Here is a 26,569-nt window from a genome sequence, read left to right on the forward strand (position 1 = left end):
ATTGATTGTTTTTATGAAATGGCCGCACCTAGAATGCGCGCCATCGGTAGTTGGATGCGGGCCGGGCCGGATGTCCGGGTTCGCAGACAGCTTCGGTGTCCAATTCATACCGAAAGGAATGACCATGTCACAGTTCTCTAAAGACGTTGAAGCCGTTAAGGCTCTCCGCCAGGCACAGGGCGGCAAGTGGGACAGCATCACCCCCGAGCACGCGGCCCGCATGCGCGCCCAGAACCGTTTCCACACCGGTCTGGATATCGCCAAGTACACCGCCAAGATCATGCGTCAGGACATGGCCGAGTACGACGCCGATTCGTCCAAGTACACCCAGTCCCTGGGCTGCTGGCACGGCTTTATCGGCCAGCAGAAAATGATCTCCGTCAAGAAGCACTTCGGCACCACCAAGAAGAGCTACCTGTACCTGTCCGGCTGGATGGTTGCCGCTCTGCGCTCGGAGTTCGGCCCGCTGCCCGATCAGTCCATGCACGAGAAAACCTCGGTGCCGGCACTGATCGAAGAGCTGTACACCTTCCTCAAGCAAGCCGATGCCTGGGAACTGAACCACCTGTTCCGTGACCTGGAAGAAGCCAACGCCAAGGGCGACAGCGCCAAGGCGAAAGAGCTGCTCGACAAAATCGAGAACCACGAAACCCACATCGTGCCGATCATCGCGGACATCGATGCCGGTTTCGGTAACGAAGAAGCCACCTACCTGCTGGCCAAGAAAATGATCCTGGCCGGTGCCTGCTGCATCCAGATCGAGAACCAGGTGTCCGACGAGAAGCAGTGTGGCCACCAGGACGGTAAAGTGACCGTTCCCCACGCCGACTTCCTGGCCAAGATCAACGCGGTTCGCTACGCGTTCCTGGAGCTGGGCGTTGACGATGGCGTGATCGTTGCCCGTACCGACTCCCTGGGCGCCGGCCTGACCCAGAAGATTGCCGTGACCAATGAGCCGGGCGACCTGGGCGACCAGTACAACAGCTTCCTCGACGGCGACGTGATCGCTAACGCCGAAGACATCAACAACGGCGACGTTGTCATCAAGCAGAACGGCAAGCTGCTCAAGCCCAAGCGTCTCGCTTCCGGCCTGTTCGAGTTCAAGAAAGGCTCCGGCATCGACCGCGTGGTTCTGGACTGCATCACCAGCCTGCAAAACGGCGCCGACCTGCTGTGGATCGAAACCGAGAAGCCCCACGTTGGCCAGATCGCGGAAATGGTTAACCGCATCCGCGAAACGGTGCCGGACGCCAAGCTGGTTTACAACAACAGCCCGTCCTTCAACTGGACCCTGAACTTCCGTCAGCAGGTGTTCGACGCCTGGGAGAAGGAAGGCAAGGACGTGTCCGCCTACGACCGCGCCGGCCTGATGGACGCCAAGTACGACGACACCGAGCTGGGCCAGCTGGCCGATCAGTGGACCCAGAACTTCCAGGCCGACGCGGCTCGCGAAGCGGGTATCTTCCACCACCTGATCACCCTGCCGACCTACCACACCGCGGCCCTGTCCACCGACAGCCTGGCCAAGGGTTACTTCGGTGACGAAGGCATGCTGGCTTACGTCGCGGGCGTTCAGCGCAAGGAGATCCGTCAAGGGATCGCCACCGTGAAGCACCAGGACATGGCCGGTTCCAACATCGGTGATGACCACAAAGAGTTCTTCGCCGGTGACGCCGCCCTGAAAGCCGGTGGCGGCGACAACACCATGAACCAGTTCTAATACGGTTCCAGTGTTGCCACGGCGGCTACGGTCGCCGTACAGAAAAGGCGGGCCCCTCGGGGCCCGCTTTTTTTTGGTTCATCGCGGTTTGGCGGGAAACCGGCTTGCAGGGGCGTCGCCGCCAACGCGGGTCGCCGTGGGCGAGTCACGGCCGCCGTTACGTTGTGTGGCCGTCGGATCAGACGGTGCGCTTATACGCTCTTTTACATCGCCATTGGTTGTTTTGCCGGCCGGGGAGGGCTATCCCTGTTGCACGGCCCTGCGATAACCACGGAGGTGGTTGATGGACAACCTGAAGTCCTATCGTGATAAACGGAATTTCGAGCGCACGCCTGAGCCTGCCGGTGAAGAGACGGGCTCCGCCGGTGGCCATCGCTATGTGATGCACAAACACGCCGCCAGCCACGATCACTTTGATTTGCGTTTGGAACTGGATGGCGCTTTGCGCAGTTGGGCTTTGCCTAAAGGCGCCAGCCTGAAGACGGGAGAGAAGCATCTTGCCGTGCAGGTTGAGGATCACCCTCTGGAGTACGGCGATTTCGAAGGCATTATTCCCCGCGAGGAGTACGGCGGCGGTACCGTGATGCTCTGGGATCGCGGCCAATGGCACCGCACCGATAAAGGCGGCGGCAAAAACGACCAGGATCGCATAGACCTCTGGCTGGACGGCGAGAAGCTGCGCGGTGCCTGGACACTGACCCGCATGAAAGGGCGCGCCGGCGGCAAGGACGGCCGAAACTGGCTGTTGATCAAACGGGACGATGACCAGCCCGAGCCACGCCCGCACGATCGCAGCGTGCTCAGCGGCAGAACCATGAAGCAGATTGGCGCCGACCCGGATCGTGTCTGGCAAGGCCGCGACCATCGCCAGCCGGACGCTGATTTAAAAGGCGCCCGTCGCTTTCGAGGGAAAACATTGAGCCCGCAATTGGCGACGTTGTCCGATACGCTGCCGGAAGGCGACTGGTTCTATGAGATCAAGTTTGACGGCTATCGCCTGCTGGCTCACCTGGATCAAGGCCAGGTACGTTTGATTACCCGCAACGGCAAAGACTGGAGTGATCGCTTTCCCGAGTTAAGCAAAGCCCTGGCGGCGCTGCCCATCGATCAGGCGGTGCTGGATGGCGAAGTAGTGGCGCTGCTGCCGGACGGCATCAGCAGCTTTCGGCACCTGCAGGAAGCACTCAGCCGTGGCGACACCGATGCGTTGATCTACCAGGTGTTTGATTTGCCGGTGCTGGGTGGGCAGGACCTGTGCGCGGTGCCCAACATTGAGCGCAAACGGGCGCTCGAGCAGCTTCTCGACGGAGCCGGTGTGACCGAGCATGGCCGGGTGCGCTACACCGACCATCTCAGCGATCAGGGCCCGGCGCTGATGAAGCGAATTTGTGAAATGGGCCTGGAAGGGCTGATCGCCAAACACGCTCGCGGCGATTACCAGCAGCGACGCAGCAAGCAATGGCTGAAAGTGAAGTGCGTTCAATATGAAGAGTTCGTGGTGGGCGGCTTTACCGACCCGGGCGGCAGCCGCGAGGGATTCGGCTCATTGCTGCTGGGTGCCTACGACAAGCATGGGCATTTCGGTTACGCGGGCCGGGTCGGTACCGGTTTCAATCGCCGCCAATTGAAAGACATCCACAAACGATTAGGCGCCACCGAAGTCGAACAGTGCCCGTTCGACAAACGGCCACCGGACAGCAAAGGCGCGCACTGGGTGACCCCGCAACTGGTGGTCGAAGTCGAGTACACCGAACGCACCCGCGACGGCGTGCTGCGCCACCCGGCGTTTCGGGGGCTGCGTGAGGACCGGGATGCCCGGGGCATTGTTTGGGACAACCCCGAGCGCGGCGGCCCGCCGCATCAGGGGCCGGCGCGCCAGGGTAAGAAACGCCGCCAGGGCGTCGAAGCGCTCGCCGGCGCGGCAGCGCCACGGCGGCATGAGGCGCTGGTGGCCGGCGTGCGCATTACTCATCCGGATCGGGTGCTGTACCCACGGCAGGGACTCACCAAGATTGAGCTGGCCCGCTTCTACGAGAGCATCGCGTCGTGGGTGCTGCCGGGCCTGGTAAACCGGCCGCTTTCGTTATTGCGTTGCCCGGAAGGCCTGGCCAGCGAATGTTTTTTCCAAAAGCACCCGAGCCGGCCGTTGCCAGACCGGCTGCCCCGTGTGGAGATCGAGGAGAGCGGCGGCCCCGCCGAGTATGTGTACGTTAAGGAGCTGGCGGATCTGGTGGCGCTGGTCCAGGCCGGCGTTATGGAACTGCACCCTTGGGGTTGCCGTGTGGATCGGGTGGAGCAGCCCGACCTTATGGTGTTCGATCTGGACCCCGCCGAAGACGTACCCTGGCATGCCACCGTGGAGCAGGCGCATGCGTTGGGACGGCGCCTGGAAGACCTCGGTTTGGTGAGTTTCGTTCGCACCACGGGCGGCAAGGGCGTGCATTTGGTGGTGCCCTTGCGTCGCCATGCTGATTGGGAAGAGGTAAAAGCCTTCGCGCGAGCGGTGTGTGAGCAACACGCGCGCAGCGCGCCGGCATTATTGACCACCAACATGTCGAAAGCCCGACGCCGTGGAAAGATCTTTCTCGATTACCTGCGTAACAGCCGTGGCGCCACGGCGATTGCCTCTTACTCGGTGCGCGCCCGTCCGGGCGCGCCGGTGGCGGTGCCGTTGCGCTGGGATGAGCTGAGCGAAGCGATGGCGCCGGATCGCTACTCGGTGGACAACCTGAGCCGTCGTCTGGCGGCGTTAAGGCGTGATCCCTGGGCGGAGCTGGAGCGAACGCACCAGCGTCTGACGGTGGCGATGAAGCGCCAGCTATCAGGCCGCTGAATGTGAGGGCGCGGCATGGCGTGACCCGCGGAGGAGTAATGAACGAACACCAACACGAAGCCCCCTGGTGGCTGGAGCCCGGCAGCGAGCAGTGCCCCTCTTGCGAAGGTCATTACCGCTATGAGGCCGGCTATTTTTGCCTGCGATGCGATGCACCGGTTTGTCCGGTGTGCGTGCGTTACCTGCGCGTTTCCGGTGACGTGATTTGCCCGCGATGCGATGACGCAGTGGAGCGCGGCTGATGGCGGCGCGGGCGATCTGGAAAGGGGTGCTGATCATTGGTAAGCAGACGGTGCCGGTCAAACTTTACTCGGCGGTCAGCGACCGGTCGGTGCATTTCCGCCTGTTGCACCGCAAGGATAAAGCGCCGGTGCGCCAGCGTTTGGTCAACGCCGAGACCGGCGGCACGGTGCCCCGGGAGCAGGTTTTGAGCGCCTATCCATTCGAGGATGGCAGCCTGGTGATGTTTGATAACGAAGAGCTGGAGGCGCTGCAACCCAAGGACGGCCGTGATGTCGACCTGCTCGCTTTTTTGCCGTTGGGCGCCATCGACCACCGCTGGTATGACCGCCCCTATTATCTCGGCCCCGACGGTGATGAAGAAGCGCTTAACGCGTTGACCGCCGCTCTTGATCAGGACCATCGGGAAGGGCTGGCGAGTTGGGTGATGCGCGGCAAGGCGTATTTGGGTGCGCTGCGCCTTCATCAGGGACAGCCGCTTCTGATGACGTTGCGCGCCAGGGAAGAGGTAATACCGATCGATGAACTCAGTGCCCCCCAGGGCAGCCAGCTGGACAACAAAGAGCTGGATATGGCCTGCCGGCTTATCGAGATGATGGAAGGCGACTTCCAGCCTGACCAGTATCACGATGAATATCGCCAGAGGGTGTTGGATCTGGTCGCCACCAAGCAGCGTGGCGGGCGCGTGAAAAAAACCCGGGCGCGGCGTCGCAGGGGCTCCTCTGATTTGTCCAAGGCGCTGCAAGCAAGCCTGGCGCGGGAGAGCAAAAATGGCTGATGCAGGTACCGCGCGCCGGCCCGCCAAGGCAAAAGCCAGGGCCGGGAAGAAACACCCGCGCCGCTCAAAAAAAACGGCCGACACGCACCATCAACACGGGCAAGCAAGGCCGTTCTGGTCCGGCACCTTGAGTTTTGCTCTGGTCAGCGTACCGGTGGGATTGTTTCCGGCCAATCGGGGCAAAGCGCTGTCACTGCGCTGGGTGGATCGTGACGGGGCGCGGCTGGCGCGGCGCTATTACTGCTCCAAGGAAGACATCGAATTGGGCAGCGACGATCTGGTAAGAGGTTATCCGGTGGGTGACGACCGTTATGTGGTGATCACGGATCGCGAGCTGGAGCAATTGGCGCCGGACAAATCCCAGGAAATCAGTTTGCAGCGGTTCGTCCCGTTGGAGCAAGTCGACCCCATGCGATTCGAACGCGCCTATTTTTTGACGCCGGAAAAAGGCGGTATCAAAGCCTACCGCATGCTGGCTCGCGCCATGCAGGACAGTGCCCGTGCCGGGATCGCGACCTTTGTCCTGCGCGGCAAGGAGCACCTGGTGGCGATTCTCAGCCACAATGGCATTTTGCGCGTGGAAACGCTGAGATTCGATGAGGAGCTGCGCAGCCCCGGGGATGTGGGTCTGGCGGCGCCAAGCGCGCCGGCGTCGCCGGTGGTGAAGCGCTTCTTGAGCGCCATGAAGCCGTTGCGCAAAGCGAAGCTCGATGCGCGGCAATTAAGTGATCGTCATGCCCGGCGCGTGCTCGAGCAGGCACGGAAAAAGCGCAAGGCCGGCCGTGATCTGATCGCCGTCGCCGCGAGCGAAAAGTCACGGACCGCGGCGCCGACCCAGGAGCCGGTGGATCTGATGGCGGTATTGAAGCGCGGTCTCAAGGAAGGCTTGCCGGCGTCCTCGGCCTCCGGACGCGGCAAAAAAAGATCCGACTCGGACGGTGACTTAGGGGCGCTGTCCAAAAACGAGCTCTATCAACGGGCCAAGCGGCAACACATCGAAGGGCGTAGCCGAATGACGAAAGCCCAGTTGATCAGCGCCCTCGAAGCCGCCGCTGCCTGAGATTGCCTTCTTCACCCGCATGCCCTCAATCAAGACCTCTTTAAAGTGCGTCCTCGGCTGGCCGATAAGACCTTATGCGTGGGTGAGAACAAGGCGCGCCAGCGCCATTGTTGGCCCCGTTTTTGCCAGTAGGTTGTTAATGGTTTGTGAGTCGTTGCCAGGAATTCGCCAGTGGTCAGCGAAGGGTTGTTAGCGCCTGAGCGACGCCATGGTGATTGCCCGGGTGCCCGGTCGCGGGTCAATAGTGTATAAAAGCCGGTGCCAGGGAAAAGCACGCCAGAAGGCATGGACAGCACCGGGAACAGGTGTATTTACACCATGAAGTCTTATAACGAAGCTGCCTTGGGATGGATATGACGGACACACCCCGCACAACGGGGGTCGAGGAGTCGCTGGCCGAGGAGCGCTTCCGCGCCATCGCGGAAATCAATTCGCTGATGGTCTGGCGGGCCGCCCCCAATGGGCGGCCGTTGGGGGATTGTGAGTGGCAGCGCTTTCTGGGTGACGAGAGCGACCCCGACGACGGAGAACGCTGGATTCGCTGTTTGCATCCGGACGATCAAGCACCGGTGCGCTCGCAATGGCGTCAGGCGTTTCGCCGTGGCACGCCCTTTGAAGCCTTTTACCGGGTTCGCCAGCCGCAGGGGGATTACCGCTGGTGCCAGGGGCGCGGCACGCCCCTGACCGACACGCGTGGCGTGATCCGCGAGTGGATCGGCACGGTCGCCGATGTGCATGACAAATTCCAGGCGGTGAACGCCTCGGTGGTCAATGAGGAGCGCCTCAAGGTGGCGCTGGACGTCAACGACCTGGGCATCTGGGACCACGATCTGGAGAGCGACACCTTCTGGGCTTCCGAGGTGATCGCCCGCATGACCGGCCTGTATCCGAGCCGGGAAGCGAACCCCCGGCAGTTCTGGCATTTCGTTCACCCGGAGGATCGCTACGGGGTGCGCCAGGTGCTGCGCGCGGCGCTGGCGGGGGCGGTGACCGGTCACTTCGAGCTGCAGTTTCGCGCGCACCGTCATGACCAGGAGCGGCTCGCCCTGATCGGCTGTTCGGCGCGTCTGATCTTTAATGACCAGGGGCGGCCGGTGCGCGTCGTTGGTGTGTTCCGGGACATCAGCGAAGAGCAGGAAGAGCAGGTTCAGCTTTACTACGAAGCCCATTACGACTCACTGACTGGCCTGCGCAACCGCAAACTGTTCACCGAGCAGGCTCAGGCTCTGTTTGATCAGGGCGGTGGCGGCGCTTGCCTGCTGCTGGAGCTGGATGGCTTTCAGGAAGCGCGCAACACCCTGGGGCAGGAGGCCAGCAACCGGTTACTGCAACTGACCGCCCACCGGCTTTCCCAGGCGCTGCCGGACGCCACCCTGCTGGCCCGCCTTACCGGCGAAGAATTCATCGCCCTGGTGCCCGGCCAGCATTCCCGTGGCGCGGTGCTGACCCTGGCGGAGAGCATCCACGCGGCATTGCTGGAGACCTTTATGGTGTCCGATCGGCCGGTGGCACTGAGCGGCCATGTGGGCGCGGCGGTGGCACCCGGCCCGGGCGCCGACGCGCGGGCTCTGATCGACGACGCTCACCTCGCCCTGGCGGACGCCAAAGCGACCGGCTACAGCGCCAGCCGCATCTACCGACCGGCCCTGCGCGAAGCGTTGCGGCTGCGCCAGGACATGAGCGCGGAGTTGCGCCGCGCCGCCCTGGGTGAAGAATTCGAGCTTTATTATCAGCCCCAGGTCAGCCTGGATAGCGGCCGCATCGTCGGCGCCGAGGCGCTGCTGCGCTGGAATCATCCCGAGCGGGGCCTGCTGACGCCGAACCTGTTCCTGCCATTGCTGAAACGCAGCCCGATGGCGCGCATCGTCGGTGACTGGGTGGTGGCGCAAGCCTGTGAGGCGGGCGCCCGGTTGCATGCGCAGGGGCGCCCGCTACGGTTGGCGGTGAATCTGTTTTCCGCCCAGTTCAAGGCCGGCGGCGTGGAAAAAACCGTGGCGCGGGAGCTGGAGCGTCACGCCCTGCCGGCGCGTTGGCTGGAGATCGAGATCACCGAACGGGTGATCATCAACAACGACCACAGCCTGCGAGCTTCGTTGCAGGCGTTGCGTGAACAGGGCTGTGAACTGGCCTTCGACGACTTCGGCACCGGCTACGCCTCGCTGAGCATGCTCAAGGATTTCCCGCTGACCCGGCTTAAAGTGGACAAAAGCTTCATCGACGGCATCCCCGGCTCCACCCAGGACAACGCCGTGGTGAGCGCCATGGTACAACTGGCCGCCACCTTCGGCTTTCAGCTCACCGCCGAAGGCATTGAGCACCCCAGCCAGGCGAGCACGCTCAAGCAATGGGGCTGCCAGGAAGGGCAGGGCTACCTGTTCGGCAAACCGATGCCCTGGGCGGAGCTGGTCAAAGCGCTGGATGGGCAGGGGAGGCGGGGATAGAACAATGAAGGTGGGCCGTGCCGGGTTGGGCGTGGTGCTCGTTAATAGGAGCTGCAAGCTTCAAGCCGCAAGCCACAAAAAGCGAAAGTTGTAGCCTGCGGCTTGAAGCTTGCAGTCATAGCCGCTGAAAGCGGCTACGACTGTTGCCTTGATTATTTATCCTTGAACATCTCATCGACTTCTTTTTCAGCCTGTTCCTTGGCGATGCCATGGCGTTCCTGGATTTTACCCACCAGCTTGTCTTTGTGGCCGCCAATTTGTTCGACATCGTCATCGGTGAGCTTGCCCCATTTCTTGCGGATCTCGCCCTTGAACTGCTTCCAATTGCCTTTCAACTGATCAGTGTTCATTGGAACCTCCATGTGAAATAAGGCGATAGGTTAAAACCGTATCGAAACGAACTCGGCGAGCTCGTGAACCCAATACTAGACCTTTAAATGCGGGTGTGGGTGAAGGCGAAGCAAGATTTAGCAGATTTAATCAAGTTTACAAAAAAGAGACCGTTTTCTGTTTTCAATGTTCGGTAACTGAAAACTGAAAACTGAAAACTGAAAACTGAAAACTGTTCTGATAACCTTGGTTAAAATCGCTCTCGCCGTTCAATCAATGCATTAAAGGACAAAAAAATGACAGGGAACCGTGCCATTACTTATAGCCTGTTCGCCGTTATCGCTCTTGGCCTGACGGCGTGCTCGTCGGCGCCGGATAAACCCGCGCGCGGCGCGGTCCACACAGCGGCGCCCGACTCGCCCAGCCATCGGTTGGAGGCGCTGATCAACCGGGTGTGGACGGTGCGCGCCTCCAACGCGGTCACCACCGGCACGCTCTATGTCTTCCTCGAGGATGGCACCCTGGTGATCACCTCCAGTTACAGCGAGCCGGCGCTGGGCCAATGGCAACTGCAGGACGGCCAGCTGATTCTGGTGGAGCAGGGCATCCGTTACCAAGCCGATGTGCTGGCGGTGGACCGCAACGAGCTGCGACTGGTGGTGCACAGCCCGGGAGAGCCAGTACGGATGACACTGACCGCCGCCGGCGAGACCCGCGTGCATTAAGCCGCTTGTGGCTGGCCTGACCGGCGCGGACTTTCTATCATGGCGCTATCATGGCGCTAGCATGGCGGGTGCGTGGCTTGGTGGCGCTGCCTGGGTGGTTCCGAACCGACACTATTGCGAACAGAAATGAGGGTAGGGGTATGGCGGCGGTGATCGTGGGCGGTGTGATCGTGATCTGGCTGGGGCTGTCCGCCGGGTGCGCCTTGTTGCTGTGGGTTGGCGTGCGCCTGCATTGGCCGGCGACCCTGGCCGCCCCGTTGTTGTTGGCGCTGATCGAAACGCTGCTGTTCCTGGCCGCCGTACCGAAGGGCGATCTGCTCCCCGAGCCCCAACGCACCCCCGCATTGCTGACCTTGATCGCCCTGGCCTGGGTCATCAACGGCGCCGTCGCCGCCACCCTCGCCGCCCGCCACCATCGAACACTGAACACTGAACACTGAACACTGAACACTCTCTTCCCGCCCCTTTCTGGTGCAGCCCCTCCATTCTGGTGCGCGCCCGTCCTCCGAATGCGCCGTCTTTTCGCCTTATATGATGCAAATTTGCATGCATTTGTGACTATTTAAGGTTGGCACGCTGGTTGCTCTCTTATCAGGAACCTGTTTCGGCGAGAGGGCATAACCATGCTGTTAGAGCGTTTTAAAACCCTGTGGGGGCATACCGGCAGCGCCGATGAGGCGGCGGCCTTGGCGCGCCAGGCCGGTTTTGATGGCCTGGAAGCGCCGCTGCCCACGCAGCCGGCGCTTCGCGAGGCGTTGGAAAAAGCGCTGGATCAGCATCACTTGCAGTGGATTCAAGAAATCTGCACGGCGGGCAGTTACGTGCCCCGCCGCGACGCCAGCGTGCAGGAGCACCTGGCGGATTTCCGTGCCCAGTTGGAAGCCGGCCGTGCCGTGGGCGCGCGCTTCGCCAACGTGATGGGCGGCTGCGATGCCTGGCCCCTGGAACAGAGCGTGCGCTTTTTCACGGAAGCGCAGGACATCGCCCTGAGCGTGGGCGTCACCGCCAGTTTTGAAACCCACCGAGGGCGCAGCTTCTTTACTCCCTGGAACACGGCGGCGGTGCTTGAGCGCATCCCGGAATTGCCGGTGACCTGCGATTTCAGCCACTGGGCGGTGGTCTGCGAGCGGCTGCCCGACAGCGAGTGGGATTGCGTGGAGCGGGTCGCCGAGCAGGCGCTGCACGTGCATGGCCGGGTCGGCTACGACCAGGGGCCGCAGGTGCCCCACCCGGGCGCCCCGGAATACGCCGCCGCCCTGGCCAGCCATCAGCGCTGCTGGGAGGCGGTGTGGGCGTCGCAGCGGCGCCGCGGCCTGACCGGCACCACCCTGACTCCGGAGTTTGGTCCGGATGGCTACCTGCATACGCTGCCTTTCACCAACGCGCCGGTGGCCGATCTGTGGGCTCTGAACCGCTGGATCGGCGACCACGAATACGATCATTTCCAGCACTGGCAGGCGGCCCAAAAGGCCGCCGGTCAGGTTGCCTGAAGCAAGGAGTCGTCAATGCAACGCTCGCGCAACACTCTGCGACACGCCGATGGTCTGTGGCCGAACCTGGCGGTGCTGGCCTACATTCTGGTCACCTATGTGGGCGGCTGGCTGCTGATGGCCCAGCCAGGCTGGGCGCTGCCGGCGCTGGGCGTGCTGGCCTGTGGCCATGGCATGGTGATCGCCGCTTATCTGATTCATGACTGCGCGCATAACGCGCTGTTCAAGAAGGCGTCCGACAACGCCCGCCTGGGAGCGGCACTGAACTGGGTCGCTGGCGGTTGTTATGGCACCTATGAAGACCTGCGTTACAAGCACATGCGCCACCACGTGGACAACGCCGACACCATCGCCTTCGATTATCGCGCCTGGCTGAAGGCCCATCCGCGCACCGAAAAGCTGGTGTTCACCCTGGAGTGGGCCTATGTGCCGGCGGTGGACTACATGATGCACGGCGTGCTGATGGTGGCCCCGTTCATTGGCTACGCCGATAAAGCCCAGCGCCGCCGCGGTGCCTGGGTGTTGATCACGCGCTTCGCGGTGCTGGCCGCGCTGGCGTTGTGGAGCCTCAAGGCGGTGCTGCTGTACTGGCTGGCCTACGCCTTGATGCTCACCGTGCTGCGCTTTTTTGATGCCTTTCAGCACAACTACGACATCATCGCCATTCTCAATGACAGCGACGCGGGTCTGCCCCATAAGGGCGACCGCGAGTACGAAGAGAACAACACCTACACCAATCCGGTGTCCCGGCGCTGGCCGGTGTTCAACCTGTTGATTCTGAATTTCTGCTACCACAACGCCCATCACACCCGGCCCACCACGCCCTGGTACAAGCTGCCGGCGCTGCACCGTGAGCTGTATGGCGACCACTTCGAACGTGCTTTGCCTTTGCACCAGCAACTGCGCAGCTATCACCGTCACCGTCTCGCCGGCATTCACGCCGAGACCTACGGCCAGGTGCCGGCGCCGCAGGCGATGCGCGAAGGCAGCGCGGTGCCGGTGTATGGCTTGAGTTTTCTGACCGCCTTCTGAGCCGCCGGCGCTGTTGGCCGGAAGATTGGCCAGAGAGTTGCAATGGCAAAAGGAAGCAGGGGTAAACCGCGTGAGTAAGGAGTCCGCTATGACCGTCTCACTGCAAGATCGCTTGACCCACAGCGCCCGGGGCGCCCAGGTCGGCGTGGGCGAAGCGCCGGTGGCCGTGTCACTGCGCCGCCGCTGGCTGGATTTCGGACAAAGCCTGGATTGGCGCCGCCGGCTGTGGCTGGGGGCGTGCGGGTGGCTGTTGTTCCTGGCCGGCTGGTATCTGGCCGCCCAGGCGGGCCTGGCGCCGGCGCGGCTGTTCCCCGGCCCCGGGCAGGTGCTGACCGCGCTGCACACTCTGTTCGCCGAACAGCAGTTTCTCGGCGATGTGCTCGCCAGCGTGCGGCGCATCGCCGTGAGTTTTGGGCTGGCGGTGGCGTTGGCGCTTCCGTTGGGGTTGCTGATGGGCGCCTTCGCGCGCATCGACGCCCTGCTCAATCCGCTGCTGGGTGCGTTCCGCTACCTGCCGGCGCCGGCGTTCATTCCACTGCTGTTGATGTGGCTGGGCACCGGCGACAGCCACAAGATCGCGCTGTTGCTGATCGGCGTGGTGTTTTTTCTGGCGATCATGCTTGCCGATGACACCCGGCAGGTGCCGGCGTCGTTCATTGAAACCGCCAAAACCCTGGGCGGCGGACGCCGTTCGGTGCTCTGGACGGTGGTGTTTCGCCATTCACTGCCCGGCTATCTGGACACCTGCCGGCAGATGCTGGCGGTGAGCTGGACCTACCTGGTGATCGCCGAGATCGTCGCCGCCACCGACGGCATCGGCGCCATGATGATGCGCGCCAAGCGCTTCGTGCACGTGGACGACATCATGGCCGGCATCGTCACCATTGGTTTGTTGGGGCTCGCTTTCGATGCCCTGTTCCGGTTGCTGTACCGCTGGTGGTTTCCCTATCTGCGGCCCGAGAACCATCGCTGATTTTTTCCATAACGGAGTGTTCGTCATGCGCCTGATCACCACCTTGTTACTCAGTGCCGGGCTGTGCCTGGCCACCTTGAGTGCCCACGCCGCCGACACCGCCCGGGTGTCGCTGTTCTCCTGGCCGGGTTACGGCTTCTGGTTTATCGCCAAAGAGAAAAACCTGGTGCCGGATCTCGATCTGGAAATCAGCGTGATCGAGGACCCTTACGAAAGCTTTTCCCTGATGACCTCCGGCGGGCTGGACGTGACATCCAGCACCGCCGAATACGGCCCGATCGCCGCCGACAAGAACGTGCCGGTGAAACTGGTCACCTACACCAACCCCTCCTACGGCACCGATAAAATCATCCTGGCGCCGGGGGTGAAAGGCGCCCAGGACCTGAAAGGCAAATCCGTGGCGGTGCTCGAAGGCGGCCTGACGCAGATCTTCATGGGCATCTGGCTGGAGCAGAACGGCGTCAGCATCAAGGACGTGAAGTTCACCAACCTGATCATGGACGACGCGGTCGGCGCGCTGGTCGGCGGTGATGTGCAAGCCGCCGAATTCTGGGAACCGTTTGGCTCGCACGCGCTGGAAGCGCTGCCCGGCGCCACCGTGGCCGCCACCTCCGCGCAAGGGGACTGGATCGAAACCGCGCTGCTGGGCGATGGCATGTACATGAGCGACGCCTTCCTGAATGACCAGCCGGCGCTTGCCGAGAAAACCATGCAGGCCTATTTCAAAGCCGTGGATTACTGGAAAGCGCACCCCGCCGAAGGCAACCAGATCATCGCCAAGGCGCTGGGCTTCCCCTTGGCCGATGTGGAAAAAGTGCTCGGCAAGGACGGCAAGATTTACAAAGGTGGCATCTGGGTGTTCGACGCCCAGCAGGCGGGCCGCTTCATGGGCGTGGTGCCCGGCGAACTGCCATTGGGCCAAAGCAACGGTCAGATGGCGAAGCACTGGCAAACCACCACCGACTGGTGGCTCAAGTTTGGCCTGATCGAGCAGCGTCACCCGATCGAAGACGGCGTTAACCTGGCGCCCTTGAAAGCGGTGCTGGCGCAATAAACGGCGCCGGCCATGGCGGTGTGCGCCGTGCTGGCCGGCCGGATTCGAGGAGACGGCGATGAAAACCAACAGCGGACTGAACGTGCACAAGGCGGGCAAGATTTTCCGCGCCGGCAGCCGCCAGCCACGGGTGGCCCTGGAGGGCGTGTCGCTGCACTTGCCGCCGGGCCAGGTGGGCGTGCTGCTGGGCCCTTCCGGCTGTGGCAAATCCACCCTGCTGCGCATGGTCGCCGGGCTGGAGGCGCCCACCAGCGGCGCCCTGTCGCTCAACGGTCGCGCCATTACCGGCCCCGGCCGGGACCGGGGCATGGTGTTCCAAAGCTACACCTCGTTCCCGTGGCTGACGGTGCGCCAGAACGTGGCCTACGGGCTCACCATCAACGGTGACGCCAGCAGCCTGAAAGAGGGCGTGGTGGACCACTTTATCCGCGCCGTGCGTCTGCAAGACGTGGCCAACGCCTACCCCCACGAGCTCTCCGGCGGCATGCGCCAGCGGGTGGCGATCGCGCGCACCCTGGCCAACCACCCTGAGTTGTTGCTGATGGACGAGCCGTTCGGCGCGCTCGACCCGGAAACCCGCTGGCAAATGCAGGAACTGCTGCTGGGTATCGTGCGCAAGGAGCACACCACCGTGTTGCTGGTTTCCCACGACATCGAGGAAGCCCTTTATCTGGGCGACGTGGTGTTTTTTCTGTCCAGCCACCCGGGCCGTCTGCGCGAGGTGATCCGCCCGGGTTTCAAGCACGAGGTGCCCGCCGGCGACCGCGAAGCGCTGCTCGATCACCCCGAGTACCGGCGCCTGGATCTGCACATCCGGCGCTTGATGAGCGAAGAGGGGCGGCGCGCGGCTTAGGGCTTAGGGCGCGCTTGCATGCGGCACGCAACACGCCGCCCCACCCCAGAATTCAACCCGCGCGGGCCTGTTGTTCCCTGTTGTGGCCGCGCTACAGAGCCGCTGTGGGAGCGGTCCCCGACCGCGAACCGAGCCGAAGGCGAGGATGGGCCTGGCAAAGCCGATTCGCGGTCGAGGACCGCTCCCACATCAGAAGCGAACCCCGGTGCCAGCCCGGCTGTTCCCTTCAACCTGCTCCTTGTTTCGGCCCGCTACGGAGCCGCTGTGGGAGCGGTCCCCGACCGCGAACCGAGCCGAAGGCGAGGATGGGCCGCTAAAACGTGGACCAGCCGGTGAATTCCATCAGCCGGTAGAGCCCGTAGCGCAGGGTGGAGTCGTCGGCGTAGGCGGTGTAGGCGAGGCTGAACTGTTTGCCGTCCGGGTTGCTCCAGCGCTGTTCGAAGGTCTCGCGGGCGGCGCGCAGGGCGGGCAGATCGGGGCGGCCGGTGAGGGCCACGCTGGTCTCCAGATTGAGGTTGTCCAGGTTGCGGCGGGTGTAGTTGGCGGAGCCGAGAATCAGCGTCGCCGGGCGTGCCCGGTCGCCGGGGGCTGGCAAGCGCAGCAACATCTTAGTGTGGCACTGTTCGCCGTGGGTGGCGCACCAGCGCACCGGCACGCCGGCGTCGTGCAACTCCAGCGCCGCCTGGCGATTGGGGATGCCGTTCTTCTCGCGGCCGAAGGCGTCCTTGTTGGGGTCGAGCAGCACGCGCAGGGCGACGCCGCGCCGCTGCGCCTTGACCAATGCTTTGATCAAGGGCCGGTGGGAAAGATAAAACACGCTCACCTGAAGGGTTTCCCCGGCGCGGGCTTCGCGCACCGTGCGCAGTAGAGCGTCGCGGATGGCGCCTTCGGTGAGCACCTGCAGGGTCGGCCCGACGGTCGGCGCGGCCGCTGTGGTCAAGGCCGGCGCGGGCACCGGATCGGCGCCGGAAAAGCGCGCCACCGACAGCTCCGAGCGCAGCACGTCCAGCGCCGCCGCGCCACTGAAGCGCAGCGCCACATTGCCGTGGGCGCTGCTGGCGTCGTGGGCATTGGCGGAGGTGACCAGGGCGGTCCAGTGGTCGCCCTCGTCCACTACCAGGGTTTTGCGGTGATTGGCCTTGAAGTTGATCAGCGCCAGATAACTGCGCAGGGTCACCTTGCCGGGGCCGGTGGCGTTGGGCAGCCAGCCGCCCTCGGTGCTGTTGCCCAGCCACTGGCAGCACAGCCGCCACAGGCCCGACCAGCCCGGGTTGGAATCGCGCAGGCGGGGCAGGTCGGTGAACACCACCTGCACGCCGGCCTCGCGCAGGCGCTGCAGGTGGGGCGCCTCAAGGCCGCCGTAAAAGGTGTTGAACGAATCGGTGATCAGCGTCACCGGCATTGCCGGATGGGCGCGTTTGGCATGGATCAGCGCCTCGGTGAGTTGCGCGCTGAGCGGCCGGTGCACGCGGGTGCTGGCGCCGGCCATGTCGTTGAACAGGAACATGTCCACCAGCACCCGCTGGCGGGCCTGGCCGATCAGACGGAAGAATTCATCGAAGATGCCCTGCTGGAAATGCCGCTCGGGTGTTGCCTGGGTGGCGTCGGCCTGGTTCACCCAGGTGTCGTCCACCAGCAGCGCGACACGCTCCGCGGCGCGCACTGGCCAGGCCCGGCCGACGTCGTCGGGCAGCGGCTTATAGCGGTGGTACAGCGCGGTCAGCGCCCAGGCGCACAACAGCAGCAGGATCAGAAGGCGAACAGGATGGCGGTTCATGGCATCACGGTGTCGGGAAAACGTCACTCTAGCATTTCCCAGCGCGCCGTGGAGACCAGGAAAAAACAGCAGGGCGGCGGTTGAAAGTGAAAAGTTAAAAGTTAAAAGTTAAAAGTTAAAAGTTAAAAGGTCGTAGCCGAAACGCCTTCCCACGGCCTACGGCCGTTGAAGATCAACGTGGGTTTGAACTCCCTGAAGCGCGGGCACGGCCTTGCCGCCTGGTGGACCCCGCCCGCGTTTCAACTTTTAACTTTTAACTTTCAACTTTTAACCGCCATCCCCCCGCTTCTTTCCCTACCCCCGATAATCATCAAACCCTGGATCATCCCGAAACACCAACGGCTGGTCCCAGCCAGGCAGGCGGATGTCGCGGTCGGTGAGGGCCACGTCTTCGCCGTCGATCACGCCTTCGTTGAAGTGGTATTCCGGGCGGGTTTCGCCGCGCAGGGCGCGCTGGTCGTAATCGCGGGCGGCCTCGCGGGTGCTTTCCACGGCGTGCTGCCAGCGGGTCAGAGTGGCGTCGCCGTGGCGGCGGCGCAGCAGCTCCAGGGTGGACTCCGGCGACAGCGTCACGGCGGTGGCGTTGTTGCCGCCAAAGCCCTTGGAGTTGAGCAGGCCGGCGGCGGGGCGCAATTCGCGGTGGTGTTGCGACAGCGATAAATGGCTGGCGTGCAGATCGTCGGCGAAGGCGTCGACGGTGGCGATGCCGGGCAGCAGGCCCTCGGCGAAGGTGCCCAGGGTGGCGGCGAGCTGGTCGCCGCCGGCGGAGCCCAGCGAATGGCCGACAAACGCCTTGATCGCCGCCACCGGCCACTGCTCAATGGCGAACGCTTTGGCGACCTGATTGAGCACGTGGGATTCGGTGACCCGGTTCTGCGGCGTGCCGGTGCCGTGGGCGTGCACGAAGCTGCGCTGACGCAGGGCGTCTTCGCCGAGCAGTTGGCGAACCAGATTGGCGCCGCGTCCGAGGGTCAGGTAATTGCCAATGCCTGGCGAGGAAATCGATTTCTTGGCGCCGTCGGCGTGCACGAAGACGTCCGGCACCGCGCCGAGGATGTCCGCGCCCAGCTCCAGGGCCAGGGCGTCGTCCATCAGCACGCAGAACTGGGCGGATTCGGCCATGGTGAAGCCGCAGTTCTCGCCAAACGGCCGGCAGGCGCGGCGCAGATCCGGTTGGCTGACGCCGTCCAGCGCCGCCAATGCTTCGTCTTCGGCGAGCGCGCCCATGGCGCGATAGCCTTCCAGCACCTCGGCCACCAGCGGTGCTTCGCTGGTGCCGACCACCACCAGCCGGGCACGCCCGGCGCGGATCGCGTGCACCGCGCGTTCCAGGTTATACAGGAACGTCGCGCAGGCGCCGAGCATGCCGCCGGTGCCGCCGGGGCTGCGCAGCACATAGGCGTTGATGAAATCGGCGGTCATCTCGCCAAGCCCCAAGGGGCACTGTTTGGAGGTGGTGCGCGCGCCCAGGGCCGGCGCGCGCATCATGCCGCCCAGGCCGTTGTCGTCCAGTTGCGCCATGGCGTTGGAGGCGAACACCGCCACCTGGTCCGGCGCCAGCCGGCCGCGCAGGCTGTCCCAGGGAATACCAAGCATGCCGAACGCATCGCTGACGCCGTAGATCGCCATTTGCAGCGCGCGCGGGTGGTTGCGGGACGGATACAGGGCGGCCGGGTCGAAGCCGTCGGGAAGCTGGCCGGCGGCGCTGACGCGCCGCTCAATGGCGCTCGGCGCGCGCAGATCGGCGCCGGCGGGCAAGGTCACGCGGCTGCGCTGGCGGCTGATCGGCTCCACCCGCCAACCGGCGGGCAGCGGCTCGGGCAGGTCCATGTTGCGCATTTCCACCGTCACCGGCGCGTCGCTGTGGCCATTCACCGCCATGGTCAGCCGCACCGATTCGGGCAGCGCGCGGATCAAGGTGCCATCCAGCAGGCGCTGCTCGTCGCCATGACCACTCAACGCGCCCAGGGCATCAAGCGTGCTGCGCCGCCGGCCCTGATCGAGCGCGTCGAACACCAGGCGATGGAACCCGTGATGCATGGAAGAGCGGCCGGCGGCGTTGATGCCGCCCATGGCGGTAATGACGGGCAGGGCGGACATAAAACTCCCCAGAGGATGACTGAACGGTCAATTCTAGGCCCGCGACGCCGCTTTGCGTATCGGTCAGCGAGGTTGATGTGCAACGGGATATTACGGCCGGTGGGGCCGGTCGGTTTCAAGCTACAGGCTTCAAGCTTTAAGCTACAGGCAGGCCGTGCTGGCGGAAAGGCCGTGCTGGTCGATGGCCCGTTGAAAGTTAAAGGTTAAAAGTTAAAAGGTCGTCGCCGACGGGCTTTCCCGCGGCCTACGGCCGTTGAAGATCAACGCGGGTTTGAACTCCCTGAAGCGCGGGCACGGCCTTACCGCCTGGTGGACCCCGCCCGCGTTTTAACTTTTAACCTTTAACTTTCAACGGGCGTCCTGCCCCCCCAGCACGGCCTGCCTGTAGCTTGCCGCTTGCCGCTTGCCGCTACTAAACCAACTCCACCGCCACCGCCGTGGCTTCGCCGCCGCCGATGCACAGGCTGGCGACGCCGCGTTGGCCGCCGGTGCGTTTGAGGGCGTGGATCAGGGTGAGGATGATGCGCGAGCCGGTGGAGCCGATCGGGTGGCCGAGGGCGCAGGCGCCGCCGTGGATGTTGAGTTTCTCATGGGGAATGCCGAGATCGATCATCGGCATCATTGCCACCATGGCGAATGCTTCGTTGATCTCGAACAGGTCCACGTCGTCGACGCTCCAGCCCACTTTCTTCAGTAGCTTCTCGGTGGCGCCGATCGGGGCCACGGTGAATTCGCTGGGGTGGCGGCTGTTGGTGGCGTGGCCAAGAATGCGCGCCAGTGGTTGCAGGCCGCGCTGTTCGGCCACCGATTCGCGGGCCAGCACCAGCGCCGAGGCGCCATCGGAAATCGAACTGGCGTTGGCGGCGGTGACGGTGCCGTCTTTCTTGAACGCCGGTTTGAGATTGGGAATCTTATCGATGTTGGCGTTGCCGGGCTGCTCGTCGGTGTCGACCACGGTTTCGCCTTTGCGGGTCTGCACCGTCACCGGCACGATCTCATCGGCGAACCAGCCATTGCCGATGGCTGCGTGGGCGCGCTTCAGGGATTCGATGGCGAAATCGTCCATCTGCTCGCGGGTGATGCCGCGCTGGTCGGCCACGTCCTGGGCGAACGAGCCCATCAGGCGACCGGTTTCGGCGTCTTCCAGGCCGTCCAGGAACATGTGATCCAGCACTTTGCCGTGGCCCATGCGATAGCCGGCGCGGGCCTTTTCCAGCACGTAGGGCGCGTTGCTCATCGATTCCATGCCGCCGCTGACCACGATGTCGTGGCTGCCGGCTTTGATCATGTCGTGGCCAAACATGGTGGCGCGCATGCCCGAGCCGCACAGTTTGTTGATGGTGGTGGCGCCGGTGCCGTCGGGCAGGCCGGCCAGACGCATGGCCTGGCGGGCCGGGCCCTGGCCGAGCCCGGCGGGCAGTACGCAGCCCATGATCACGTCTTCGATGTCGGCGGCGTTGAGGCCGGCGCGGGCGACCGCTTCGCGGATGCTGGCGGCACCCAGCCTGGGCGCGCTCAGCGCCGCCAGGGAACCTTGAAAGCCGCCCATGGCGGTGCGGGCACCATTCACGATGACAACGTTGTCCTGGGCCATGATGAACTCCTGAAAATCGATTCTTTATGCGCCTCCCACTCTGGGCGACACACGGCGCCGAAGCCGCTTTAACGGCCGACGCGGCGATGTAAAAACGCGGTAATTGTACTTGAGTTGGCGGCGAGCGTCCCCAAATGCAACTGTGCAGATCAATGGATGATCCGGTGAAAGGCAATCATTCTCATAGCGCCACTCTATGTGGTTCGCCCCGGAGTCGCTTGCTATGATGCCTCCGGGCCACGGTAACGTAACCGAGCTGCGCGAGCAGAGGTGTCGAGCGCGCACCGCGTCGACCACCGGTTATGAGCCCGCTGGCAACAGATCCGGGTTATCCGAACAGCACTTCACAACCGTCAGGGGAATTGACTATGGCTTTCGAACTTCCGCCACTTCCGTTCGAGAAAGACGCACTGGAACCGCACATTTCCAAGGAAACCCTCGAATACCACCACGGCAAACACCACAACGCCTACGTCACCAAGCTCAATGACATGATCAAGGGCACCGACGACGAAAACCGCTCTCTGGAAGAGATCATCCAGAAAGCCAAAGGTGGCTTGTTCAATCAGGCGGCCCAGGTCTGGAACCACACCTTTTACTGGAACAGCCTGAGCCCCAACGGCGGCGGTGAGCCGTCCGGCGAGCTGGGCGAAGCGATCACCAAAACCTTTGGCTCCTTCGACAAGTTCAAGGAAGAATTCAACGCCAAAGGCGCCGGCAATTTCGGTTCCGGCTGGACCTGGCTGGTGAAAAACTCCGACGGCAGCCTGGAAATCGTCAACACCGACGACGCCGACACCCCGATTGCCCACGGCAAGGGCCAGGTGCCGCTGTTCACCGTGGACGTTTGGGAACACGCCTATTACATCGACTACCGCAACGCCCGTCCCAAGTATCTGGATTCCGTCTGGAACCTGATCAACTGGGAATTCGCCGCGAAGAACTTCGCCGGCTGAGCGGAATACTCCGCTATCCGCCGGGGCCGCGCCAGCGGCCCCGGTTTCATTACCGCCCACCGCCGTTCCCCGGGAACTTAAACCGCGAAAGCCCCCACCAAGCCCGCACAGTGACACCCGACCGGGCAAACCGGTGCGACTATGGGTAAGATCACTGTTTTACACCCTTCGAACCGCACAGGATTCCGCCATGACCCGCGAGAAAGACGTCAAACTTGGTGACATTGACGACCTGAACGTGGACGAACCCGCCCGTCCCCGCGCTTCCCGCCCGACCCCGCCGCCGGCAGGCCGTGCTGGCAATGGCGCCGGCGCGGGAGGGGGTGGAGGCCGTCGCCCGCCGCCCCAGCCGGCACCGAAAAGCGGCGGCAGCGGCGGCTGGGTGTTCGCCACCCTGGTGCTGGCGGTGCTGCTGGCCGGCGCCTGCCTGTATTTCTATTCGCAGATCACCGACCTGCAAGCGCAGATGGAGACCCGCATCAGCGCCTCTTCCGAGCAGCTCGGCAACCTGCAATCGCGGCTCTCGGAAACCGGCGAATCCTTCAACCAATCCTCCGGCCAGCTTAAAAACACCCTGGCCAGCCAGAGCAAAGCCCTGGACGAACACGGCAAGGAAATCCGCAAACTCTGGGACGTGAGCAACAAGCGCAACAAAGACTGGATCGAGGAAAACCAGAAGGCGCTCAAGGCCCAGCAACAAGCCGCCAGCGATAATCAGGCCGCCCTCGCCAGCCTGAAGAAAAGCGTGGCTGGCTACGACAGCGCCATCAGCAACAGCAACGCGCGGATCGCCGACTTGAAAAAACAAGTCGACAGCGCCGTCAAAGCCGTCAACGACAGCGGCAGCCAAACCCGCACCCAGCTCAACCAGCTGCAAACCCAGGTCGACGTGCTGGTCGACTCGCTCAAGCAGCTCGAACAGCAAAACCAGAGCCAGAAAGCCGCCCTCGGCAAACTGCAAAGCGGCCAGAACAGCAGCGCCAACCTGGACCAGCGCCTGAGCAACATCGAAGACTCGATCAAAGCCTTCGACCAGTACCGTTTGCAGGTCAACAACCGCCTCGACCAGCTGCAGCGCTGAGCGCGCCGGGGCATCTGGCATTTGCGCGGCCGGCTGCTACAATAGCCGCCGCGCGCCAGTGGTGGAATTGGTAGACACGCCAGATTTAGGTTCTGGTGCCGAAAGGTGTGGGGGTTCAAGTCCCTCCTGGCGCACCACATTGAAGTGCTGATGTTTCCAGAAAAGGCCGGATTGCCCGATAACAGGGGCATCCGGCCTTTTTTTTGTTGCCATGGATCTTGCCAACCCGAGCCCGGCCGGGCTTGCCTTGCCACCAGGATTGCGGAACCATCCGGACGTTATTCGGCCCCCTCCTCGTCTGAGAAAAGGTTACCCCCATGACTGCCGAGCAAGCCAAACAACGTTCGCGAGTGCCCACCCAACGTGTCGATTTCGGCCGACCCGACGCGGCGGTCTACGTGCACTAAGCCGATTTGCCGGCGGCGCGAAGCTGGGAGGGCATGGTGGCCGCCTTCGGCATCAAGATCGTCGCTGGCACGGCGGGGTGCCGCCCAGCCTCTCCTACAAAAAACACGCCTCCCTCTACAGGGCCGCCGTAGGAGAGGCCGGGCGGCGTTCCGCCCAGCCAGCGACTGGTTTGATTTCTTGTGTCTGATGCCACTTCAACGGCACGTTTCTTCATTTCCCCTTCGACAGCTTATCTCTCAGTTTCTTATCCATGCGCCGGAAGATCGGTTGGCTGTACTTCACCGCGGGGCCGGGGACGGCGGCCATCAGCAGGCTGCCGAAGGTGCCCAGCGGGCTGCCGACGCGGGCGGGGCGGTCGCGCAGGGCTTTGACGATCCAGCCGGCGGCGGCGTCGACGTCCATCATTTTCATGTGCCGGTAGAGGCGGGTGCGGTTGGACATGGGCGTGCGCACCATGGGGAAGTAGACCACGCTGGCGGTGATGCCGCGGTGGCCGAGTTCGGCGTTGAGTGAGCGGGAGTAGGAGTCCAGTGCCGCTTTGCTGGCCAGGTAGGCGGAGAACAGGGGAATCGGCACTTGCGCGGAGAGGGTGGAGACGTTAACCACGTGGCCGTTGCCTTGTTCGAGAAAGCGCGGGATCAGGCCCATGGTCAGACGCAGGGCGCCGAAGTAGTTGAGGCGCATGGTGCGTTCGTAGTCGTGGGGCCGGTCCAGGGTGTCGAGGATGGAACGGCGGATGGAGTGGGCGGCGTTGTTGACCAGGGCGTCGAGGCGGCCGTGCTCTTTGAGCAGGCGGGCCAGGGTGGCGTCGATGCTGGTGTCGTCGGTGAGGTCGGTGGGGTAGATCCAGGCCTGGCCGCCGTTGGCTTTGATGTCCCGGCGCACGCGGGCCAGTTCGGTTTCGCGGCGGGCGATCAGGCACAGGCGGGCGCCACGGGCGGCGAGTTGTTTGGCGGCCTGCTCACCGATGCCGCTGGAGGCGCCGGTGAGCACGATGGTGGTTCCCTTGAAACGCATGGATGGGCTCTCCTGCCGGGGGACGAAAAGCAATGGTGCCGTCCCGCGCAAAAAAACGCATCAACGGAATCGTTTGATTTGTATTTGTTATAGTATAACGTATCATTCAAAGAGCTCACCGAGTACGCGGTGGAGGTGAAGAGACAGCGGGAAAGCCGCGAGCGGCATTTCCATAAACCCGGACAGTTCTGGTTTTCTCTATGTTCAGTTTTTCTCGGAGTTCAGTCATGGGCGATACACGATTACCGGTCACGGTGCTTTCGGGTTTTCTTGGCGCCGGCAAGACCACGGTGCTCAACCATATTCTCAACAACCGCGAGAACCGCCGGGTGGCGGTGATCGTGAACGACATGAGCGAGATCAACATCGACGCCGCCGTGGTGAACCAGCAGGTGAGCCTCAACCGCGCCGAGGAAAAGCTGGTGGAGATGAGCAACGGCTGCATCTGCTGCACGCTGCGTGAAGATCTGCTCGAAGAGGTGCGGCGCCTGGCCGGGGAGGGGCGTTTCGACTATCTGGTGATCGAATCCACCGGAATTTCGGAACCCTTGCCAGTGGCAGAGACGTTCACCTTCGAGGATGAGGACGGCCAGAGCCTGTCATCGGTGGCGCGCTTGGATACTCTGGTGACGGTGGTCGACGGCGCCAATTTCATGGACGACTACCGCGAGGCGCGCAGTCTCGCCGAAGCCGGCGAGAGCCTGGGGGAAGAGGATCAGCGCAACGTCGCCGATTTGCTGGTGGATCAGGTGGAATTCTGCGATGTGCTGCTGGTCAGCAAAACCGATCTGATCGACCAGGGGCAGCGGCTGGAATTGATGGCGGCGTTGCGGGCGCTCAACCCGCGGGCGGAGATCGTGCCGATCGCCCATGGCCAGGTGCCGCTGGAGCGGGTATTGAACACCGGCCGATTTGATTTCGAACGTGCCAGCGAGGCGCCGGGCTGGTTGCAGGAGATGCGCGGCGAGCACACGCCGGAAACGGAAGAGTATGGCATCTCCAGTTTTACCTTCACGGCGCGCCGGCCGTTTCATCCGAAAAAGTTCTTCGATTTTCTGAACACACCGTGGCAACACGGCAAACTGCTGCGCTCCAAGGGCTACTTCTGGCTCGCCAGCCGGCCCCATTTCGCGGGCAGTTGGAGCCAGGCGGGCGGCATTGCCCACCATGGGCTGGCCGGCATGTTCTGGAAATCGGTGCCGGAGTCGCAATGGCCGGACGACGAAGAGACCCGCGCGCTGATCAAGGAGAAATGGCAGGAACCGTTTGGCGATATGCGCCAGGAGCTGGTGTTTATTGGCCAGGGGCTGGACCCGGAGCACGCGCGCGCGGCGTTGCGGGCCTGCCTGCTTGACGAGCAGGAGTTGGTGGCCGGCGCGGAGTATTGGCAAACCCTGGAAGACCCGTTCCCGGCCTGGCAGGCCTGAGCGCGGGCGCTCTGTACCGGCCGCGCCCTATCACTGCTCCCTCTTCGCCGCTCTACACAAACCACGGCAGGCAACGGATAATGGCTTTGAGAGTCGGGCGTTACGCTGTAACGTACGCTTTTATTGCCTGTAACCCGCCGGTGTGCCGGTGTCTGACTGGAGCCGTGGATGGCGAAGGACCTGGAAAAAAGCCTGAAGATCGCGGACCAGCGCTGCATCGAACAGGGCCTGAGGCTGACGCCCCAGCGGCGCCAGGTGATGGGCCTGCTGTTGGAGCAGGAAGGGCCGCGCAGTGCCTATGACCTGCTCGACGAACTGCAGAGCCGGCACCAGCCCGGCGCCAAGCCGCCGACCATTTATCGGGCGCTGGATTTTCTGGTTTCGGCGGGGCTTGCGCATCGGCTCGCTTCCACCAACCGATATCTGGCGTGCGGCCATCTGGCCTGCGACCACGGCCATGAGCGCACCCTGTTTCTGGTCTGCGATCAGTGCGGCGCGGTGCGTGAAGCGACCATGGACACACCGCTCAAACAGGCACTGAACCGCAGCCTCAGCCAGGAAGGCTTCACCGCCGGCACCCAGCCGATGGAAATGCACGGGCGCTGTCGTGCCTGTCGGTAACGCGCCATAACCGGAGTTGGATTCTGGTGTGGGAGCGGTCCTTGACCGCGAAGGGGCTT

22 protein-coding genes and 1 tRNA gene are annotated in these 26,569 nt (G+C 63.5%); 18 read left to right on the forward strand and 5 right to left on the reverse strand.

Translation table 11 applies throughout. The features are described from left to right. The first annotated feature begins 124 nt into the window (after positions 1-124). The 6 genes from CGS25_RS16110 to CGS25_RS16135 all read left to right on the forward strand — a co-directional run bounded on the left by CGS25_RS16110 (position 125) and on the right by CGS25_RS16135 (position 9,072). Positions 125-1,720 (forward strand): isocitrate lyase, encoded by a 1,596-nt coding sequence (locus CGS25_RS16110; RefSeq protein ID WP_101676087.1) that lies wholly within the window; start codon positions 125-127, stop codon positions 1,718-1,720. A 283-nt stretch (positions 1,721-2,003) separates the two neighbouring features. Beyond that, positions 2,004-4,553 carry a DNA ligase D gene (ligD, locus tag CGS25_RS16115; protein WP_101676088.1) on the forward strand — a complete coding sequence of 850 codons (2,550 nt, stop codon included), beginning with the start codon at positions 2,004-2,006 and terminating at the stop codon, positions 4,551-4,553. 38 nt (positions 4,554-4,591) lie between these two features. Next, positions 4,592-4,795, forward strand: a complete 204-nt coding sequence (locus tag CGS25_RS16120) for a B-box zinc finger protein (RefSeq protein ID WP_089032846.1) — start codon at positions 4,592-4,594, stop codon at positions 4,793-4,795. Continuing rightward, the gene (gene ku / locus CGS25_RS16125; RefSeq protein ID WP_089032845.1) at positions 4,795-5,571 is read left to right on the forward strand and encodes a non-homologous end joining protein Ku; all 777 of its coding nucleotides are present in this window, start codon (positions 4,795-4,797) and stop codon (positions 5,569-5,571) included. Before CGS25_RS16120 ends, ku (CGS25_RS16125) begins: the two co-directional genes overlap by 1 nt. Further along, a complete protein-coding gene (ku, locus tag CGS25_RS16130) occupies positions 5,564-6,631 on the forward strand; it encodes a non-homologous end joining protein Ku (RefSeq protein ID WP_101676089.1) in 1,068 nt (355 codons plus the stop codon). The genes ku (CGS25_RS16125) and ku (CGS25_RS16130) overlap by 8 nt, the downstream gene beginning before the upstream one ends. Positions 6,632-6,984: 353 nt before the next feature. Beyond that, on the forward strand, positions 6,985-9,072 hold the full coding sequence (locus tag CGS25_RS16135; protein WP_198588830.1) for a putative bifunctional diguanylate cyclase/phosphodiesterase: 2,088 nt from the start codon (positions 6,985-6,987) through the stop codon (positions 9,070-9,072). Between the two features lie 152 nt (positions 9,073-9,224). On the opposite strand, the gene CGS25_RS16140 is transcribed toward CGS25_RS16135, so the two are convergent. Further along, entirely contained in the window at positions 9,225-9,422 is a 198-nt protein-coding gene (locus tag CGS25_RS16140; protein WP_089032842.1) for a CsbD family protein, read from the reverse strand. Positions 9,423-9,698: 276 nt separating this feature from the next. On the opposite strand from CGS25_RS16140, the gene CGS25_RS16145 reads away from it, so the two are divergent. The 7 genes from CGS25_RS16145 to CGS25_RS16175 all read left to right on the forward strand — a co-directional run bounded on the left by CGS25_RS16145 (position 9,699) and on the right by CGS25_RS16175 (position 15,529). Further along, entirely contained in the window at positions 9,699-10,127 is a 429-nt protein-coding gene (locus tag CGS25_RS16145) for a hypothetical protein (protein WP_101676091.1), read from the forward strand. 140 nt (positions 10,128-10,267) lie between these two features. Next, entirely contained in the window at positions 10,268-10,567 is a 300-nt protein-coding gene (locus CGS25_RS16150; RefSeq protein ID WP_101676092.1) for a hypothetical protein, read from the forward strand. A 183-nt stretch (positions 10,568-10,750) separates the two neighbouring features. Further along, a complete protein-coding gene (locus tag CGS25_RS16155; protein WP_101676093.1) occupies positions 10,751-11,617 on the forward strand; it encodes a sugar phosphate isomerase/epimerase family protein in 867 nt (288 codons plus the stop codon). 15 nt (positions 11,618-11,632) lie between these two features. After that, entirely contained in the window at positions 11,633-12,649 is a 1,017-nt protein-coding gene (locus tag CGS25_RS16160) for a fatty acid desaturase family protein (RefSeq protein WP_101676094.1), read from the forward strand. An 88-nt stretch (positions 12,650-12,737) separates the two neighbouring features. After that, positions 12,738-13,622, forward strand: a complete 885-nt coding sequence (locus tag CGS25_RS16165; RefSeq protein ID WP_101676095.1) for an ABC transporter permease — start codon at positions 12,738-12,740, stop codon at positions 13,620-13,622. Positions 13,623-13,647: 25 nt separating this feature from the next. Beyond that, positions 13,648-14,676, forward strand: coding sequence for an ABC transporter substrate-binding protein (locus CGS25_RS16170; protein WP_101676096.1), 1,029 nt, complete (start codon positions 13,648-13,650; stop codon positions 14,674-14,676). Between the two features lie 58 nt (positions 14,677-14,734). Next, complete coding sequence (locus CGS25_RS16175) at positions 14,735-15,529, forward strand: ABC transporter ATP-binding protein (protein WP_089032835.1); 795 nt, start codon at positions 14,735-14,737, stop codon at positions 15,527-15,529. Positions 15,530-15,842: 313 nt separating this feature from the next. Here the strand turns inward: CGS25_RS16175 and CGS25_RS16180 are convergent, their stop codons facing one another. From CGS25_RS16180 to CGS25_RS16190, 3 genes are all read right to left on the reverse strand, one after another. Next, positions 15,843-17,333: a phospholipase D family protein gene (locus tag CGS25_RS16180; protein ID WP_332872163.1), complete on the reverse strand. Its 1,491-nt coding sequence runs from the start codon at positions 17,331-17,333 to the stop codon at positions 15,843-15,845. Positions 17,334-17,600: 267 nt separating this feature from the next. Then, the gene (locus tag CGS25_RS16185; protein ID WP_101676098.1) at positions 17,601-19,406 is read right to left on the reverse strand and encodes a beta-ketoacyl synthase; all 1,806 of its coding nucleotides are present in this window, start codon (positions 19,404-19,406) and stop codon (positions 17,601-17,603) included. 412 nt (positions 19,407-19,818) lie between these two features. After that, positions 19,819-21,000 (reverse strand): acetyl-CoA C-acyltransferase, encoded by a 1,182-nt coding sequence (locus CGS25_RS16190; protein ID WP_089032832.1) that lies wholly within the window; start codon positions 20,998-21,000, stop codon positions 19,819-19,821. Between the two features lie 368 nt (positions 21,001-21,368). Between CGS25_RS16190 and CGS25_RS16195 the strand changes: the two genes are divergently transcribed. The 3 genes from CGS25_RS16195 to CGS25_RS16205 all read left to right on the forward strand — a co-directional run bounded on the left by CGS25_RS16195 (position 21,369) and on the right by CGS25_RS16205 (position 23,174). Next, positions 21,369-21,956: a superoxide dismutase gene (locus CGS25_RS16195; RefSeq protein WP_089032831.1), complete on the forward strand. Its 588-nt coding sequence runs from the start codon at positions 21,369-21,371 to the stop codon at positions 21,954-21,956. 190 nt (positions 21,957-22,146) lie between these two features. Further along, positions 22,147-23,037 carry a hypothetical protein gene (locus tag CGS25_RS16200; RefSeq protein WP_101676099.1) on the forward strand — a complete coding sequence of 297 codons (891 nt, stop codon included), beginning with the start codon at positions 22,147-22,149 and terminating at the stop codon, positions 23,035-23,037. 52 nt (positions 23,038-23,089) lie between these two features. Continuing rightward, positions 23,090-23,174 (forward strand) — tRNA-Leu (locus tag CGS25_RS16205). Positions 23,175-23,655: 481 nt separating this feature from the next. Here the strand turns inward: CGS25_RS16205 and CGS25_RS16210 are convergent. Continuing rightward, positions 23,656-24,462: an SDR family NAD(P)-dependent oxidoreductase gene (locus CGS25_RS16210; protein WP_101676100.1), complete on the reverse strand. Its 807-nt coding sequence runs from the start codon at positions 24,460-24,462 to the stop codon at positions 23,656-23,658. Between the two features lie 227 nt (positions 24,463-24,689). Between CGS25_RS16210 and zigA the strand changes: the two genes are divergently transcribed. Together zigA and CGS25_RS16220 are read left to right on the forward strand one after the other, a co-directional pair. Next, entirely contained in the window at positions 24,690-25,889 is a 1,200-nt protein-coding gene (gene zigA, locus CGS25_RS16215) for a zinc metallochaperone GTPase ZigA (protein WP_101676101.1), read from the forward strand. 168 nt (positions 25,890-26,057) lie between these two features. Continuing rightward, positions 26,058-26,510, forward strand: a complete 453-nt coding sequence (locus CGS25_RS16220; protein WP_089032827.1) for a transcriptional repressor — start codon at positions 26,058-26,060, stop codon at positions 26,508-26,510. The last annotated feature ends 59 nt before the right edge of the window (positions 26,511-26,569 follow it).

It is taken from the genome of Alloalcanivorax mobilis (assembly GCF_002864685.1).
Lineage (GTDB): Bacteria > Pseudomonadota > Gammaproteobacteria > Pseudomonadales > Alcanivoracaceae > Alloalcanivorax > Alloalcanivorax mobilis.

Coding starts and splice junctions, on each gene's coding strand:
- ku (WP_101676089.1), top strand. CDS start 5,564: ATGGCTGATGCAGGTACCGCGCGCCGGCCCGCCAAGGCAAAAGCCAGG.
- CGS25_RS16155 (WP_101676093.1), top strand. CDS start 10,751: ATGCTGTTAGAGCGTTTTAAAACCCTGTGGGGGCATACCGGCAGCGCC.
- CGS25_RS16160 (WP_101676094.1), top strand. CDS start 11,633: ATGCAACGCTCGCGCAACACTCTGCGACACGCCGATGGTCTGTGGCCG.
- CGS25_RS16170 (WP_101676096.1), top strand. CDS start 13,648: ATGCGCCTGATCACCACCTTGTTACTCAGTGCCGGGCTGTGCCTGGCC.
- ku (WP_089032845.1), top strand. CDS start 4,795: ATGGCGGCGCGGGCGATCTGGAAAGGGGTGCTGATCATTGGTAAGCAG.
- CGS25_RS16210 (WP_101676100.1), bottom strand. CDS start 24,462: ATGCGTTTCAAGGGAACCACCATCGTGCTCACCGGCGCCTCCAGCGGC.
- CGS25_RS16195 (WP_089032831.1), top strand. CDS start 21,369: ATGGCTTTCGAACTTCCGCCACTTCCGTTCGAGAAAGACGCACTGGAA.
- CGS25_RS16120 (WP_089032846.1), top strand. CDS start 4,592: ATGAACGAACACCAACACGAAGCCCCCTGGTGGCTGGAGCCCGGCAGC.
- CGS25_RS16140 (WP_089032842.1), bottom strand. CDS start 9,422: ATGAACACTGATCAGTTGAAAGGCAATTGGAAGCAGTTCAAGGGCGAG.
- CGS25_RS16135 (WP_198588830.1), top strand. CDS start 6,985: ATGACGGACACACCCCGCACAACGGGGGTCGAGGAGTCGCTGGCCGAG.
- CGS25_RS16150 (WP_101676092.1), top strand. CDS start 10,268: ATGGCGGCGGTGATCGTGGGCGGTGTGATCGTGATCTGGCTGGGGCTG.
- CGS25_RS16185 (WP_101676098.1), bottom strand. CDS start 19,406: ATGTCCGCCCTGCCCGTCATTACCGCCATGGGCGGCATCAACGCCGCC.
- CGS25_RS16200 (WP_101676099.1), top strand. CDS start 22,147: ATGACCCGCGAGAAAGACGTCAAACTTGGTGACATTGACGACCTGAAC.
- ligD (WP_101676088.1), top strand. CDS start 2,004: ATGGACAACCTGAAGTCCTATCGTGATAAACGGAATTTCGAGCGCACG.
- zigA (WP_101676101.1), top strand. CDS start 24,690: ATGGGCGATACACGATTACCGGTCACGGTGCTTTCGGGTTTTCTTGGC.
- CGS25_RS16220 (WP_089032827.1), top strand. CDS start 26,058: ATGGCGAAGGACCTGGAAAAAAGCCTGAAGATCGCGGACCAGCGCTGC.
- CGS25_RS16110 (WP_101676087.1), top strand. CDS start 125: ATGTCACAGTTCTCTAAAGACGTTGAAGCCGTTAAGGCTCTCCGCCAG.
- CGS25_RS16165 (WP_101676095.1), top strand. CDS start 12,738: ATGACCGTCTCACTGCAAGATCGCTTGACCCACAGCGCCCGGGGCGCC.
- CGS25_RS16145 (WP_101676091.1), top strand. CDS start 9,699: ATGACAGGGAACCGTGCCATTACTTATAGCCTGTTCGCCGTTATCGCT.
- CGS25_RS16190 (WP_089032832.1), bottom strand. CDS start 21,000: ATGGCCCAGGACAACGTTGTCATCGTGAATGGTGCCCGCACCGCCATG.
- CGS25_RS16175 (WP_089032835.1), top strand. CDS start 14,735: ATGAAAACCAACAGCGGACTGAACGTGCACAAGGCGGGCAAGATTTTC.